Here is a 15591-nt window from a genome sequence, read left to right on the forward strand (position 1 = left end):
CAGGCTAAAACATCCGCCTAACACTATTTAGCATAACCTGCTTTTTCAGGGGCGTTGGGATAAGCAGACAATTCTGATAGATATCAACCTCCTTGCCCTGCCGCTGAAATTGCGCGACGATCTCAGTAATGCAATGAGGAATTCCATGAACGCTTTCAGCCCTGCGCAGTTTCGCGCACAGTTTCCGGCGCTGGCCGATGCCGGTATTTATCTCGATAGCGCTGCCACAGCCTTAAAGCCGCAGGCGGTTATTGAGGCAACGCAGCAGTTTTACAGCCTGAGCGCAGGCAATGTGCATCGTAGCCAGTTTGCCGAGGCCCAGCGCTTAACCGCACGCTACGAAGCGGCACGCGATCAGGTTGCTCGTCTGATCAATGCCGAAAGCGGGAAAAATATCGTCTGGACGCGGGGTACCACCGAAGCCATAAACATGGTGGCCCAGTGTTATGCCCGCCCACTGCTTCAGCCCGGAGACGAGATCATCGTCAGTGAAGCGGAACATCACGCCAACCTGGTCCCATGGCTGATGGTGGCAGAGCAAACAGGGGCACGGGTGGTGAAGCTCCCGCTGGGGACAGATTACCTGCCGGACGTAGCACAGTTACCGGAGGTGATTACACCGCGCAGCCGCATTCTGGCGCTTGGACAGATGTCGAACGTCACCGGTGGCTGCCCGGATTTGGCGCAGGCTATCCGCATCGCGCATGCCAACGGCATCATAGTGATGGTTGACGGCGCGCAGGGCGTGGTCCATTTCCCGGCCGATGTGCAAAAACTGGATATCGATTTTTATGCCTTCTCAGGGCATAAGCTCTACGGACCAACCGGTATCGGGGCGCTGTACGGTAAGCCTGAGCTGCTGGCAAAAATGACGCCGTGGCTCGGTGGCGGCAAGATGATCGCGGAAGTCTCTTTCGAGGGCTTTAAAACCCAGGACGTCCCTTACCGGCTGGAAGCGGGTACGCCAAACGTGGCGGGCGTCATTGGCCTGAGCGCCGCGCTCGAATGGCTCGCCGAAACGGACATTGTCCAGGCGGAGAGCTGGAGCCGCGGTCTGGCGACGCTGGCTGAAGAGGAGCTTAAAAAACGCCCTGGCTTCCGTTCGTTCCGCGTGCAGGATTCAAGCCTGTTAGCCTTTGATTTTGCGGGCGTACACCATAGCGACATGGTGACCCTGCTGGCAGGATATGGCATTGCGCTGCGTGCCGGGCAGCACTGTGCCCAGCCGCTGCTGGCAGCGCTTGGCGTGAGTGGTACACTGCGCGCCTCGTTTGCGCCTTACAATACCCAAAGCGATGTCGACGCACTGATTTCCGCGGTTGACCGCGCCCTTGAACTCCTGGTGGATTAATGACTAGCTCAGCTTTAGCCGGACATCCGTTTGGCACAGTGATCACCGAAGAAACGTTAAAACAGACCTTCGCGCCGCTCACACAATGGGAAGATAAATATCGTCAACTGATCCTGCTGGGTAAGCAGCTTCCGGCCCTTTCTGACGATCTCAAAGCGCAGGCAAAAGAGATCGCGGGCTGTGAAAACCGCGTCTGGCTTGGGTTCAGCGTATCCGGTGAGAAACTGCATTTCTTTGGCGACAGCGAAGGACGTATCGTGCGCGGTCTGCTGGCGGTGCTGTTAACCGCCATCGAAGGGAAAAGCGCGGCGACGCTACTGGCGCACTCGCCGCTGGCTCTGTTCGATGAGTTAGGGCTGCGCGCGCAGCTGAGCGCCTCACGCGGTCAGGGCCTGGTCGCCCTTAGCGAAGCGGTGCAGGACGCCGCCCGTCAGGCTCAGGCCTGACGTTCCGCCTTCGCTATCATCTTTTTCAGTGCGTGAGACACCGCCACAAAGCCAAAAGAGGCGGTCACCATAGTGGCCGCGCCAAATCCTGAGGCGCAATCCATCCTTTTTGGCCCTTCCGCCGTGCTTTTCATTGCACACACCGAGCCGTCCGCCTGCGGATACACCAGCGCTTCGGTCGAGAAAACACAGTCGACGCCCAGCTTGCCCTTGCTGTTTTTCACCACGTTAAAATCGCTTTTCAGACGTTCACGCAGCTTGGCCGCCAGCGGATCCTGAATGGTTTTGGCCAGATCGGCCACCTGAATCTGTGTGGGATCGATTTGTCCGCCTGCGCCACCGGTGGTCACCAGTGGCACCTTGTAACGACGACAGTACGCAATAAGCGCCGCTTTTGGACGCACGCTATCGATCGCGTCAATCACGTAGCTGTAGCCTTTACTCATATAGTCTGCGACATTATCCGCCGTCACAAAATCATCAATCACCGTGACCCGACATTCCGGGTTGATCAGGCGGATACGCTCTGCCATGACCTCAGATTTTGCCAGGCCGACGTTGTCACGCAGGGCATGGATTTGACGATTGGTATTGGTGACGCACACGTCATCCATATCAATCAGCGTGATTGCGCCAATACCGGTTCTCGCCAGCGCTTCTGCCGCCCACGAGCCCACACCACCAATGCCCACGACGCAGACATGCGCATCCGCAAACAGCTGCAGGGCTTTTTCACCATAGAGACGTGCCGTACCGCCAAAACGCTGGCGCCAGGCGTCGCTGATTACCACAGACATAAAACCTCAGATGTAAAAAGGGTGAGGTTTTTCCTCACCCTGAACAGTAATCCGTATTCCGCTCAGAATACCACAATCAGCCGCTGAATACGTTTCCGGCGCCAGGCGCTGTCTTCAGCACCCATACGCGGCCATAGTGGTTATACCAGCCCGCCCGGTGTCCGGCATCCGGACCAATTCCCTGATAAATATCGAAGTGCTGGCCTTTAATCGCGCCACCAACGTCCAGTGCCACCATCAGACGTAGCTCGTACTGGCCGTTAAATTTACCGTTATTATCCAGCAGCGGCACTTCTGCCAGCAGCGTGGTCCCCGCAGGAATGATGGAACGATCCGATGCTACCGACGCACGGCCAATCAGCGGCACGGCGCTCGCCCCTTTCACCGGCGCAAAGTTTTGCGGTTTGAAGAAGACGAACGACGGGTTCTGCTCCAGCAGCTCGCGTACCTCGGCTTCACTGTGTTTTTCGCCCCACTCGCGGATCGCCTGCATCGACATATCTTCTTTTTTCACTTCGCCACGGTCGATCAGCACTTTACCAATGCTGCGATAGGCATGGCCGTTTTTACCGGCGTAGCTAAAGAAGTTCAGCGGAGAACCGTCACCAAAATCGATGTAGCCGCTGCCCTGAACGTCCATGATGAAGTTATCCATCAGGGAGTTGCTGTAAGCCAGGACGTAGTTTTCGCTAAGCGCACCGGCGTAGATCTCTGCGCGGGACGGCAGGCGACCACGTTTTGGCGGCATACGATAAATAGGATACTGGAATTCGCCCTGACGCGTATGTCGCGCCTGGATAACCGGGGTGTAATAGCCGGTAAACTGCACGTTGCCGTAGTTGTCCGCCCCTTCCATCTGCCAGGCGTCGATACCAAACTGGCGCATATTGCGCGTATCGCCGCCCGCGCGCAGCCAGTCCTGCACCGCGTTATAGACGCTACTCTGTGCACCATACAGGCGCGGCGACGCATTGCGGATCTGGTAAACCTGCTCGGAGAAATCACCGGCGTTGATCGGTGCGCCGACAGCATCCGGCTGGTTAACTAAAGAGAAAGGCTGGGATAACTTCCCGTCTTTATACTGTTGACCGCGATCGGTCGGTTTAGAAGAACAGGCCGCAAGAATGGCTACCATTGCGCCCGTGATCAGATACTTTGCCCAACGTCCTTTCATTATATCTCGTCTTTAAGTTGCCCATTTCCGCGTGATGAAGATAACAAACCCACTGTTCTAATGAAACGGAATCACATGCCCTTTGGCAAATTCTGAGCAAAAAATAGTCCAAAGGTTTCAATGTCGTTCAATTTACATACAAAATTAATGAATTATGTGAAAAAGGGGTTGCATCACAAACCTAACCGAGTATAGTGCGCTTCCACGGACGCGGGGTGGAGCAGCCTGGTAGCTCGTCGGGCTCATAACCCGAAGGTCGTCGGTTCAAATCCGGCCCCCGCAACCAATTAAAATTTGATGAAGTATAAGCAGTACGGTGACGCGGGGTGGAGCAGCCTGGTAGCTCGTCGGGCTCATAACCCGAAGGTCGTCGGTTCAAATCCGGCCCCCGCAACCAATCAAATTTGATGAAGTAAAAGCAGTACGGTGCCGCGGGGTGGAGCAGCCTGGTAGCTCGTCGGGCTCATAACCCGAAGGTCGTCGGTTCAAATCCGGCCCCCGCAACCAATACTTCTAAAAACAATAAACACCCTTAAGGGTGTTTTTTTGTATCTGTCGTTTGTGAATTTGCCGGGGGTTAACCCGGCGTTCAGCATTATCCACGTCGTGCCAGCGTCGCCCCGTCAGAGAAATACGCCCGGATCCCTGCCAGAATCGACTCAGCCACTTCCTGCTGGAATTTGGCCGTCTTGAGCTTACGCTCCTCTTCCACGTTACTGATAAACGCCGTTTCAACCAGGATAGACGGAATATCCGGTGCCTTCAGCACCGCAAACCCGGCCTGCTCGACGCTGTTTTTGTGCAGCTTATTGACCCGCCCCAGCTTGCCCAGTACCGCTTTACCAAACTTCAGGCTGTCGGTAATGGTCAGCGATTGCACCATGTCGAACATGGTGTGATCGACGTAGCGGTCGCCGCTTTTGCTCACACCACCGATGAGATCCGAGGCGTTCTGCGTGTCCGCGAGGTAACGCGCCGCGGTACTGGTTGCCCCTTTGGTTGAGAGCGCAAATACTGACGATCCACTCGGCTGACGGCTGGTAAAAGCATCAGCATGGATAGAGACGAAGAGATCCGCCCGCTGCTTCTGGGCTTTTGCCACGCGGACTTTCAACGGAATAAAGACGTCTTCATTACGCGTCATGTAGGCGCGCATGTTGCCCTCTCTATCGATTAACGCCTTCAGACGGCGGGCAATCTGCAACACCACATCTTTTTCCCGCGTCCGGTATTTGCCTACCGCACCCGAGTCTTCTCCGCCGTGGCCAGGATCGAGCATGATCACAATCGGGCGATCGCGCCCTGCTTTTCCGGGCTGCGGACCACTCTGCGCAGGCGGAACCTGTTTCTCCAGATTGCCCTGGTTGTAGTCTTCCAGTAACGCCAGGAGCGGATCCTGAATGTCCGTTGCATTCGCCGGATAGAGATCCATCACCAGACGCTCTTTGAACGATGCCACAGGCGCAAGGGCGAACAGCTGCGGTTTCACGTTCTGCTTGAGTTCAAACACCATGCGCACGGTTTGCGGATCAAACTGCCCAACGCGCGCCGATTTGATAAACGGATCATCACCGCGGATCTGCGCCGCCATTCCCTTCAGAACGGAGTTCAGGTTAACGCCTTCGAGATCCACCACCACACGCTCAGGGTTGCTCAGGGCAAATTGCTTATATTTCAGCACCCGATTGGATTCCACCGTCACGCGCGTATAGGTTGACGACGGCCAGACGCGCACCGCCACCACCTGACTTGTGGCGGCAAGACCCACCTGGCTGACGCTGAGCAGCCACATCGCCCCTGCCCCTTTTAACAAACGGCGGCGGCTTATTGCTGAATTGGATCCCGACATGCTTCTCCCGAGCAAGAAATCTGATTGACAGACAAAACATCAAAATTGACCGAAAACTTTAACGAATGACGCATAAACTGTCATCTATAAAAGGGTAAACAATCATACGTTAACGCACGGATTACTTATTATTTTCTGTGGGTCGCAGAAAATTTAGGCTTGCACATGCGGCCACAATCGAATAAAAATACAGAAATTACGAATAAACATTCATTAAGGGTTGTGCCATGGTGAAGGAACGTAGAACCGAACTGGTCCAGGGATTCCGCCATTCTGTTCCCTATATCAACGCCCATCGGGGAAAAACGTTTGTCATCATGCTCGGCGGCGAAGCCATTGAGCATGAAAACTTTTCCAGCATCGTCAATGACATTGGCCTGCTGCACAGCCTCGGCATCCGCCTGGTGGTGGTGTATGGTGCGCGTCCGCAGATCGATGCGAACCTGGCCGCACACCATCACGAGCCGATTTATCACAAACATACCCGCGTTACGGATGCCAAAACCCTTGAGCTGGTGAAACAGGCAGCGGGTCTACTGCAGCTTGATATCACCGCGCGTCTGTCCATGAGCCTGAACAACACGCCGCTTCAGGGGGCGCATATCAACGTCGTCAGCGGTAACTTCATCATCGCTCAGCCTCTTGGCGTGGACGACGGGGTGGACTATTGCCACAGCGGACGCATTCGTCGTATTGATGAGGAAGCCATTCATCGTCAGCTGGACAGCGGTGCCATTGTATTGATGGGGCCGGTGGCCGTTTCCGTAACCGGCGAGAGCTTTAACCTCACTTCAGAAGAGATTGCCACCCAGCTGGCAATCAAACTGAAGGCGGAGAAAATGATTGGGTTTTGCTCCTCTCAGGGCGTCGTGAACGAAGAAGGGGTGATCGTGCCAGAGCTCTTCCCGAATGAGGCCCAGGCCCGCGTGGAAGCGCTGGAAGCCGAGGGAGATTACTACTCTGGTACCGTCCGTTTCCTGCGCGGTGCTGTGAAAGCCTGCCGCAGCGGCGTGCGTCGCAGCCACCTGATCAGCTATCAGGAAGACGGTGCCCTTCTGCAGGAGCTGTTCTCCCGCGACGGTATCGGCACCCAGATTGTAATGGAGAGCGCGGAGCAGATCCGCCGCGCCACCATTAACGATATCGGCGGTATTCTGGAGTTAATTCGCCCGCTGGAGCAGCAAGGGATCCTGGTACGCCGTTCCCGCGAACAGCTGGAAATGGAGATCGACAAATTTACGATTATCCAGCGCGATAATCTGACCATCGCCTGCGCCGCGCTCTATCCGTTCCCGGAGGAGAAGATCGGCGAAATGGCCTGCGTTGCCGTCCATCCAGACTACCGCAGCTCTTCACGCGGCGAGATGCTGCTTGAGCGCGTGGCGGCTCAGGCGCGCCAGATGGGCCTGAGCAAGCTGTTCGTCCTGACCACGCGCAGCATTCACTGGTTCCAGGAGCGCGGATTTACGCCTGTGGATATTGATTTGCTGCCTGAAAGTAAAAAAGAGATGTACAACTATCAACGCCGCTCAAAGGTGCTGATGGCCGACCTGGGATAACAGATCCTTCGCCGGGTGGCGTTGCGCCGGCCCGGCCTCTCTTTCTCACCTCATTCAGAGGGACTCAAATATCGCGCTCAGGCCGCTTCGCCGTTCTGTACGGGTGGCAATCGCCTGCACCAGCACACGCTCGTCGGTATAGAGCGACAAGCGCTGACGCGCGCGGGTGATGGCGGTGTAGATGAGCTCGCGGGTAATCACGGGTGAAAGCTGGGTGGGCAGGATCAACGCCGCATGGTTGAACTCCGAGCCCTGGGACTTGTGTACCGTCATCGCCCATGCTGTTTCATGTTCAGGCAAGCGACTGGGCTGCACAGACTTCACGCTTCCGTCCGGCATCAGGAACCAGACGCGCAGCCCCTGTCCACGGTCAAGCGCAATGCCAATATCGCCGTTAAACAACCCCAGCGCGCTATCGTTACGGGAAATCATCACTGGCCGACCTTCGTACCAGCGTGAATGCGGCGTGCGGATGATTTTGCGCTTTTGCGCAAGCAGTTGCTCAAGCCTGTCGTTGAGGCCGCTGACACCAAAAGGCCCTTCCCTCAGCGCGCACAGCAGCTGATACTCGCCAAACGCGGCAATGACCTGCGCAGGCGTATGTTGCTGCTGCACGCTCGTCAGGAAGTGCTGATAGCCCAGCAGGGCATCATCCAGCATCGCCTGATACTCTTCCCCGGTTTGCAGCGATTTCTTCTCAATATCACTGAAGCTGCCGTCAAAAACGGCACTGGTCGCATGCCGATCCCCTCTGTTCACGGCCGCCGCCAGTTGGCCAATGCCGGAATCACTCCCGAACCGGTAGCTTTTTTGCAGCAGACAGAGGCTGTCTCGCAGCGCCGCCGCGAGAGACTGACTTTCGGCTACGAGCGAACATCCAGTGAGGCGGGCTAACTCCTCAGCACGTTCCGCGGTATACCCAAGACTCGCATAGGTGCAGATATCGCCCAGTACGGCCCCGGCTTCCACCGAGGCAAGCTGGTCACGATCGCCCAGGAAAATTACGCGCGCGTGGGGAGGTAAGGCGTCAATCAGCCGCGACATCATCGTCAGGTCGATCATCGACGCTTCATCCACCACCAGCACGTCAAGATGCAGCGGGTTTCCGGCATGATAACGCAGGCGCTGGCTGCCCGGCTGGGCCCCCAGTAGCCGGTGCAGGGTGCTGGCTTCATTGGGGAAAAGCGCAAGCTGTTCCTGCGTGAGCGGCAGTTTTTGCAGCGCGCCGCCTAACGACTCCGTCAGCCTGGCCGCCGCTTTGCCGGTGGGCGCCGCCAGGCGAATACGGCATTTTTGCTCACCCGACAGCTGAATCAGCGCGGCAAGCAGTTTTGCCACGGTGGTGGTTTTACCCGTGCCCGGTCCGCCCGAGATCACCGAGATCCGCCGCGTTAAGGCGACGGCCGCCGCCACTTTCTGCCAGTCTGTCGCCTCATCTGAGGTAAACAGGGCATCCAGCGTTTGCCGGAGCCGCGCTTCTTCACAGGGAAGCGGCGCATTTGTCTCGCTGAAAAAGCGCGCTACCGTCAGTTCATTACGCCACAGCCGGTTAAGGTACAACCGGTCGCCAATAAGGATCATGGGCGTCTGGGTATCGGCTCTGCTGACAGCAGGAGAGCTTAGCAAAACGCTCTGCCAGTCTACCAACTCGCCCAGCAGGGCAAAACAGGACTGAAGAGCCGCAGGCATTTTCTCATCAATGGTCAGGCGCGAAAGCGGCAGGCAGACATGCCCTTCCCCCGCGTCGTTGCTCAGGATAGCGGCAGCCAGCATCACGGCCGGCTGCTCGCCAGCCACCATGATGGCGAACTGCACATCGAGATGGCGCAGTAAACGCTGTTCTACGGCTTCCAGCAGTAATTCCTGCATCGTCATGCCAACTCCTCCGTGCCTGCGGCAAATAAACTGTCCATTTTCTCAATCAGTGCCGCGTCCGGGCGCGTACTAAAAATACCAGACTGCGGATCGGCGGCATCCACCCCGCGCAGGAAGATGTAAATCACCCCGCCAAAATGGTCTTCGTAGCGGTAATTTGCAATGCGATGACGCAGATAGCGATGCAGCGCCAGGGTATACAGCTGGTACTGCAGATCGTAACGATGCATCTGCATGGCAGAGGCCATCGCCTGTTGGGTATAGGCTTCGCTGTTTTCACCCAACCAGTTCGATTTGTAATCCAACAGGTAGTAACGCCCTTCATGGCGGAACACCAGATCGATAAAGCCCTTCAGCATCCCCTGAACCTGACGGAAGTTAAGTGGCGGGCAACCGGCTGATAGCGGGTCGTGCTCGCGGATCAGCGCATCCAGTGCCTCGGCTCTTAGCGGGCTGGCGATGGGGAGATAAAACTCCATCTCCACCTGCTTATCTCTGGCGGTCAGCTGGCTGAGCGAAACACCCTGTGCCGTGAGCGGGGCGTGAAGGATAGCGGTGATCCATTCGCTGAGCACCGGCTGCCATTGCGCGTCGTAGCCGCCGCTTTGCAACATTTTCAGCACCCACTCCTCAGAGACAGGTTGCGTGAAATCCAGCTCTTCAAACAGGCTGTGTAAAAATGTGCCCGGTGACGCGCCGCGCGGAAATTGATGAGGGGTCAGCACCGGTTCATCTGGCACACTGCCGGTACCTGCGGCATCCACGTCAAGCTTAGGCATCAGATCCTGCGCAATGCTCTGCCCGTGCTGCTGTAAACCGGAATAGCTGGTAACGCGCCAGTCGTCTGCAACGGTTCGCGTAATCTGCCGGGCCTGCAGGTCGGTTATCTGCTGTTCTGGCAGCTGCCAGCGACTGTTATCGGGTTGCGACGGGATATGCAGAGCAATATGTTCCCCGCACAGTGTTTCAATACACTGACGCAGCCCGGCAGCATCTTTTGGCTCACCAAGCTGAATCAGCCTGCCCAGCGCGCTCAGATGAAAATCGGTCTCGCCTGCCTTTTCGCCACGGCGGCGAAATAGCGGAGCGATACCCAGACTGCAGTGCCAGACCGAGCGGGTCAGGGCCACATAGAGCAAGCGTAAATCTTCCGCCAGGCGCTCGGCCTCGGCCAGTTCTACGCTGGACTCTGCTTTGCTGAGATCGAGCACTGCCTCGAACGACTCGCGATCGTGATAAAAAGCCTGATCCTGCACCCGATAATTGGCGATAAAAGGCAGCCAGACCAGCGGATACTCCAGGCCTTTCGACTTGTGAATGGTGACGATTTGCACCAGGTGCTTATCACTCTCAAGACGCATCTGCTGGCTCGACGAGTTACTGTTCGGATCGGCAATTTGCTGCGCCAGCCAGCGCACCAGGGCATGCTCGCTCTCCAGCTGCGTGCCCGCCTCCTGCAACAGTTCGCTGATATGCAAAATATCGGTCAGACGGCGCTCGCCGCCCGCTGTGGCGAGCATATTCTCGGCAATATGACGCTGCCTCATCAGTTCACGCAGCATCGCCATCACGCCGCGTTTTTGCCAGCGCTCGCGGTACTGCACAAACTCTTCGACCACCGCATCCCAGGCGGCTTCGTCGCAATTTAGCGCATCAATATCGCGCGCGTTCAGTCCCAGCATGCTGCTTGCCAGCGCGCTGCGAAGGGTGCTTTCCCGCTCCGGCGCCAGCACAGCCTGCAGCACCCACAGCATCTCCTGCGCTTCCAGCGTTTCAAAGACGCTATCGCGGTTAGAGAGATACACGGACGGGATGTTCAGTGACGTCAGGGCATCACGGATAAGCGCCGCCTCCTGACGGCTGCGCACCAGCACCGTAATATCGGATGCTTTTACCGGAGCTGATGTGTTCCCCTTCCAAAGCAACGCCTCACCGCGCGTACCTGCGCTGAGCCAGTCCCGGATCTGCGCGGCGCAGTGCTGAGCCATCGCATGTTGATAGTCCGTAACGCCGCACCCCTCGCCGTCCAGCAGCCAGAAATTCATGGCGGGCTGGTTCACGCCGTTGAATTCAAAGCGCAACGAAGCATTTCTGGCGGCGAACTTTACCGGCTGGAAGGGAATCTCCCTGAACATAAACGCCGAATCCATGCGGCTGAAGAGCGCATTGACGCTCTCCACCATCCCCGGCGAGGAGCGCCAGTTGGTGTCCAGGGTGTAGTGCGCTTCAACCTCGCTGCGGGCTTTCATGTAAGTGAAAATATCCGCGCCACGGAAGGCATAAATGGCCTGTTTTGGATCGCCAATGAGCAACAGTGCCGTGTTGGGCTGCTGTCGCCAGATGCGGCGGAAAATGCGGTACTGCTGGGGATCGGTATCCTGAAATTCGTCAATCATCGCCACCGGAAAGCGCGTGCGGATGGCGGCGGCAAGCGCCTCGCCATTTTCACTGCACAACGCCGCGTCCAGGCGACTTAGCATATCGTCAAAACCCAGCTCACCCCGGCGGCGTTTCTCACGCGACACCGCTTCACGGATCTCCGCCATGGCGCGGGTGATCATCAGGTCGTTAAGGGTTAATGGCTCTGCCAGCAGGGTTTCAATCTCAACAAACAGCGGGTGCTCCGGGACAATGCCATCGGCTTTGGTTCGCTCAACCAGAAAACGCCGGGAAAATTTTTCCAGCGCATCCGGGAGCTGGTAACCGCGCGTCTCTTCCTGCGCCCAGGCAGTGATCTTGTCGATCCATTTCCCCTGATTGCCACGGTTAAACTTGCGCCTGTCGATCCCGGAGTTTTCGATAATGGCGTCGATCTCGCCGACAGACTCAATCCATTTTTGCTTAACGGCAGCAATCTTTGCGACGATTTTTTCATGGCGCGAGGCCAGCGTTTCATCCGCAGGCGGTGGAGATTTAATGACCGGGGCCTCCCCCTGCAGATAGCGCTCAATGGCGCGCAGAAGCTCCTCAGGGCCTTTCCACAACGCATGTACCGCTTCGGCGATCTCCCGCTGTAACGGATAGCAGTGGCGACGCCAGAAATCAGCACAGGCCTGATAGCGAAGCTCAGACTCATCTTCAATAAGCTGCAGTTCAAACAGCATGCCGGATTCAAACGCGTTCAGACTCAGCATGCGCTGGCAAAAACCGTGGATGGTGAAGACAGAGGCCTCGTCCATTTGCCGTTCAGCCAGAAGCAGCCACTGTGCGGCCTGCTGTTTATCGGCAATCTCTTCCAACAGGCTCGCGTAGAGTGGGTTATCCGTGCTTTCGCGCAGACAGGCGATACGCAGTTCATGAATATTGGCACGGATACGGCCGCGCAGCTCAGCGGTGGCGGCCTCGGTGAAGGTCACCACCAGCAGCTCCTCCACGCTTAACGGACGCGGAAAAGCGGCCTGGCCGCCAAGCCCCAGCAACAGACGCAGATAAAGCGCGGCGATGGTGAAGGTTTTTCCCGTTCCCGCTGAGGCTTCAATCAATCGTTCACCCTGCAGAGGTAAACGTAAGGGATCAAGGGACTCAGCGGTGTCGGTCATTCTTTCTTACTCCAGGGCATAGATTGCTGCAGGGCGCTGACGCTCTTCCAGATTTTCCAGCCTTTCGGGTTAACGTAGTCCGTTTTTCCGTTCTGGCTACCAGAAACCTGAGACAGAATGGCTATTCCCTGCGGTTTTACCACCGCCTGATGGAAGAAGTCGGCAACCTTCTGAGGCGTCAGCTGTTTTATCTCGGCCACTACTTTATCACGCGAATCAAATTTCAGATTACCGCGATCGAAATCTTTGCTCAGCTGGGATGCTTCTTCACCCAGCGTCTGAGGCGGCTGCATCACCTGCGCGATGACGGCCTGCTGGATTTGGGCAAACTCATCCGGCTTCATGGCTCGCAGTTTAGCTTCCGCTTGCGGGAAGAAAGCCTGGTAACGCTGCCAGAGATAAGCGGGCTGTTTATCGCTGCTCTGCAGCAGGAAACCCAGCCCCCACTGGCGGCCAACGTTCATGGAGAATGCAAAGACCGCGTAGCCAAGCTGCTCTTCTGTGCGCAGCTGATTGTAGAACCACGGCTGTATAATTTGTCCCAGAACGGCACTCTGCGCAGAGCTGGCAAATTCATCATAGCCCGTAGGAACAAACACGGCGGCCAGCGCGGAATCCGTGCTGTTACCTGCTTTTTCAAAAATCACATTCTGTTTTTTCTCAACCAGCACGTCCTGGTTACGGCACCACTCGTCGCCTTTTGAACCGAGCTGCTGACGTACGTTCTCTGCCAGCGTTTTGGCCTGGTCCTCGCTCATGTTGCCGACGATAAGAAACTCCGGACGCGTGTTAGTTTTCAGCGCGTCGCGGTAGGCCAGCACCTCTTTTAATGTGATGGATGGCAGCAGCGCCCGGCGATCTTCACGCTGGAAATAGGGGATTTGCGACAGCATCTGCGCCGGCATAATCGCCTGATCGTACGCCTTGCCTTTCTCAGCGGAATCCATCATCTGCGCATACCAGGACTTCGCCTGCTCAAACTGCTCTTCCGTTGGCGTGTAGCTGAAATAGCCCTCCAGCAACGCCTGGAACAGCTGAGGCAGACGCTGGGTATAGCCGTTTGCATTGACCATCAGTCCGTTATTGGCGTTGGTAGAGAAGCTGATCCCACCTACGGCGGCCTGGTTGCTGAGCTGGTCAAGTGCGATACCGGCCAGATAGTCATTGAGCGCAAACATCACCTGATTTTTGGCGCTATCCATCGCTTTCGGGTTGCGAAGAACAACGCTGACATCGGCTTTTGGCTCGCTGGCGAAGTAGTGGCTTGGGGTGTACACCACGCGCAACGTCGGCTCATCAACAATAAGCTGCGGGTGTGGGTACGCTTTCGCGGTTTTAATCAGGGAGAAATCATCCGGGATGTAGGGATTCAGCTCCGGCAGCTTCAACGCGATCTCGCTGGCCTTTTTCTGCCAGTTTGCGAACGTTTGCTCACTGATTTTATCCACCTGGTAAGGGGCATCCACGAAATAGGCCGTTTTGTTATGCGGCTCGTTCGGGCTGATGTACCAGATACGGGCATTCTGTGGGGTCATCATTGCCAGGCGCGCTTTTATCGCCTCAGCGTCATACTGGTCGGCAATGTTGACCGCGTCCAGGGTATGTTCAACCGGCACGCGGATCATGGTATCCGCCAGCCACTCAACATAGTCCATGTCGCGGGTAATGGACGGATAGCGGAAATCGAGATCCAGCACGTGTGCCAGTTCGTCAAAGTAGCGTTTATCGACGCCTTTATCGCGCAGCAACGAGAGATAGCTGAAGATAGCCGCGACCACCTCATCACGGTGCGCCAGCCCTTTGTCGGTCAGGGTGGCGGAAATCGCCAGCACACCGCTGTTGCCGTTAACCACTGGATCGGAGTCGGCACGGATCCCTTCCACCAGCCCCTGCTTTTGCAGCCAGTCAGAAAGCGTTCCCGGGCTGCGGTTACCAATAAGATAGGTGACCAGTTCATCCGTTTTACTGCGGAACTGTGCGGTATTGTTATCAATGCGGAACTCAACGCGTAACACCTTGCGCGGCAGTGCTGGCACGTAGTGGATCACGATCCCTTTCTGCGCGTCGGTGACAACCGGTACGTTTATCTGCGGCAGGTCGATGTTTTTATTTGGTACCCGTCCAAAGGTCTGCGCCGCCATGGCTGCCAGTTCTGGCAACGGTTTGTTGCTGTAGATAACCGCTTTCATCAGGTTTGCGGAGTAGTATTTGTCGCGAAACGCGTGCAGCGCATCAAGCACCGGGCTGTTTGGTTTGTCACTCAGCGTCTCGAGGTTACCCCCGGAAAAACGGGATCCAGGGTGCGCCGGGTTGATGGTTTCGGCGCTCACCTGCGCCATGCGCATACCGTCTCGCGTACGGGCCAGGGTCAATTCAGCATTGACGGCATTACGTTCACGGTCAGCGTATTTTTTATCCAGCAGCGGTGCGGCAATGGCATCGGCGAGACGATCCACCGCCCCTTCCAGCGCATCATTTTCGACTTCCAGATAAAACGCCGTCCGATACGGTGCCGTACTGGCGTTGTGGCTGCCGCCATGCATTTTCAGAAATTCGGAGAGGCTATCCGGCTGGGGGTATTTTTTGGACCCCATCAACGTCATATGTTCCAGATAGTGCGCAAGACCCGGGTGCGCTTCGGGATCTTCCAGCGACCCAACGGGTACCACAAGCGCCGAGAGGGATTTCACCGCCTGCGGATCGGAAACCAGCAGCACGGTCATCCCGTTATCAAGGCGGACAGCCTGATACTGACGGGTATCTTTTTCGCTCTTACGGATAGTTTCCTGAACGGGTTGCCAACCGGAGTCTGCCTGAGTGACGGGAGCCCAAAGGGCGACAAACAAAACAAACGCTTTGAACAAGGTGCTGCCTGGCATTAACGACCTCTTTATCACGGCTACATCATTAACAAACTTCGTGCTGGACACGCCAGCATCTCTTTCTTTCTGTACATCAGTCCGTGATAGCAGGTGCATCATAAATGAACACCCTTTGCTGC

9 protein-coding genes and 3 tRNA genes are annotated in these 15591 nt (G+C 56.6%); 6 read left to right on the forward strand and 6 right to left on the reverse strand.

The genetic code is table 11. The annotated features are described in order from the left end of the window. The first annotated feature begins 145 nt into the window (after window positions 1-145). Entirely contained in the window at window positions 146-1351 is a 1206-nt protein-coding gene (gene csdA / locus ECL_RS20630) for a cysteine desulfurase CsdA (RefSeq protein ID WP_013098537.1), read from the forward strand. Further along, window positions 1351-1797 (forward strand): cysteine desulfurase sulfur acceptor subunit CsdE, encoded by a 447-nt coding sequence (gene csdE / locus ECL_RS20635; protein ID WP_023622033.1) that lies wholly within the window; start codon window positions 1351-1353, stop codon window positions 1795-1797. The genes csdA and csdE overlap by 1 nt, the downstream gene beginning before the upstream one ends. Here the strand turns inward: csdE and tcdA are convergent. Then, on the reverse strand, window positions 1788-2594 hold the full coding sequence (gene tcdA, locus ECL_RS20640) for a tRNA cyclic N6-threonylcarbamoyladenosine(37) synthase TcdA (RefSeq protein ID WP_013098539.1): 807 nt from the start codon (window positions 2592-2594) through the stop codon (window positions 1788-1790). The two genes, csdE and tcdA, sit on opposite strands and share 10 nt — an antisense overlap. A 76-nt stretch (window positions 2595-2670) precedes the next feature. After that, a complete protein-coding gene (mltA, locus tag ECL_RS20645) occupies window positions 2671-3768 on the reverse strand; it encodes a murein transglycosylase A (RefSeq protein WP_013098540.1) in 1098 nt (365 codons plus the stop codon). A 209-nt stretch (window positions 3769-3977) separates the two neighbouring features. Between mltA and ECL_RS20650 the strand changes: the two genes are divergently transcribed. From ECL_RS20650 to ECL_RS20660, 3 genes are all read left to right on the forward strand, one after another. Continuing rightward, window positions 3978-4054, forward strand: a tRNA-Met gene (locus ECL_RS20650). A gap of 34 nt (window positions 4055-4088) precedes the next feature. Beyond that, a tRNA-Met gene (locus ECL_RS20655) sits at window positions 4089-4165 on the forward strand. A 33-nt stretch (window positions 4166-4198) separates the two neighbouring features. After that, a tRNA-Met gene (locus ECL_RS20660) sits at window positions 4199-4275 on the forward strand. A gap of 88 nt (window positions 4276-4363) precedes the next feature. Here the strand turns inward: ECL_RS20660 and amiC are convergent. Next, entirely contained in the window at window positions 4364-5617 is a 1254-nt protein-coding gene (gene amiC, locus ECL_RS20665) for an N-acetylmuramoyl-L-alanine amidase AmiC (RefSeq protein ID WP_013098541.1), read from the reverse strand. A 227-nt stretch (window positions 5618-5844) separates the two neighbouring features. Here amiC and argA point away from each other — a divergent pair, with 227 nt between their 5' ends. Continuing rightward, complete coding sequence (gene argA / locus ECL_RS20670; protein WP_013098542.1) at window positions 5845-7176, forward strand: amino-acid N-acetyltransferase; 1332 nt, start codon at window positions 5845-5847, stop codon at window positions 7174-7176. A gap of 54 nt (window positions 7177-7230) precedes the next feature. Here argA and recD read toward each other — a convergent pair whose 3' ends face one another. From recD to ptrA, 3 genes are read right to left on the reverse strand one after another with little or no spacing between them, the layout of a single operon-like run. Then, window positions 7231-9051 (reverse strand): exodeoxyribonuclease V subunit alpha, encoded by a 1821-nt coding sequence (gene recD, locus ECL_RS20675; RefSeq protein ID WP_013098543.1) that lies wholly within the window; start codon window positions 9049-9051, stop codon window positions 7231-7233. After that, on the reverse strand, window positions 9048-12590 hold the full coding sequence (gene recB, locus ECL_RS20680; RefSeq protein WP_013098544.1) for an exodeoxyribonuclease V subunit beta: 3543 nt from the start codon (window positions 12588-12590) through the stop codon (window positions 9048-9050). Before recB ends, recD begins: the two co-directional genes overlap by 4 nt. Further along, window positions 12587-15469 carry a pitrilysin gene (ptrA, locus tag ECL_RS20685; protein WP_013098545.1) on the reverse strand — a complete coding sequence of 961 codons (2883 nt, stop codon included), beginning with the start codon at window positions 15467-15469 and terminating at the stop codon, window positions 12587-12589. Before ptrA ends, recB begins: the two co-directional genes overlap by 4 nt. Between the last annotated feature and the right edge of the window lie 122 nt (window positions 15470-15591).

The sequence above is a fragment of the Enterobacter cloacae subsp. cloacae ATCC 13047 genome (assembly GCF_000025565.1).
Taxonomy (GTDB): domain Bacteria; phylum Pseudomonadota; class Gammaproteobacteria; order Enterobacterales; family Enterobacteriaceae; genus Enterobacter; species Enterobacter cloacae.

Bases quoted from the DNA above. Each gene is read 5' to 3' on its own strand.
- amiC (WP_013098541.1), bottom strand. From the start codon at position 5,617: ATGTCGGGATCCAATTCAGCAATAAGCCGCCGCCGTTTGTTAAAAGGG.
- recB (WP_013098544.1), bottom strand. From the start codon at position 12,590: ATGACCGACACCGCTGAGTCCCTTGATCCCTTACGTTTACCTCTGCAG.
- argA (WP_013098542.1), top strand. From the start codon at position 5,845: ATGGTGAAGGAACGTAGAACCGAACTGGTCCAGGGATTCCGCCATTCT.
- csdA (WP_013098537.1), top strand. From the start codon at position 146: ATGAACGCTTTCAGCCCTGCGCAGTTTCGCGCACAGTTTCCGGCGCTG.
- mltA (WP_013098540.1), bottom strand. From the start codon at position 3,768: ATGAAAGGACGTTGGGCAAAGTATCTGATCACGGGCGCAATGGTAGCC.
- tcdA (WP_013098539.1), bottom strand. From the start codon at position 2,594: ATGTCTGTGGTAATCAGCGACGCCTGGCGCCAGCGTTTTGGCGGTACG.
- recD (WP_013098543.1), bottom strand. From the start codon at position 9,051: ATGACGATGCAGGAATTACTGCTGGAAGCCGTAGAACAGCGTTTACTG.
- ptrA (WP_013098545.1), bottom strand. From the start codon at position 15,469: ATGCCAGGCAGCACCTTGTTCAAAGCGTTTGTTTTGTTTGTCGCCCTT.
- csdE (WP_023622033.1), top strand. From the start codon at position 1,351: ATGACTAGCTCAGCTTTAGCCGGACATCCGTTTGGCACAGTGATCACC.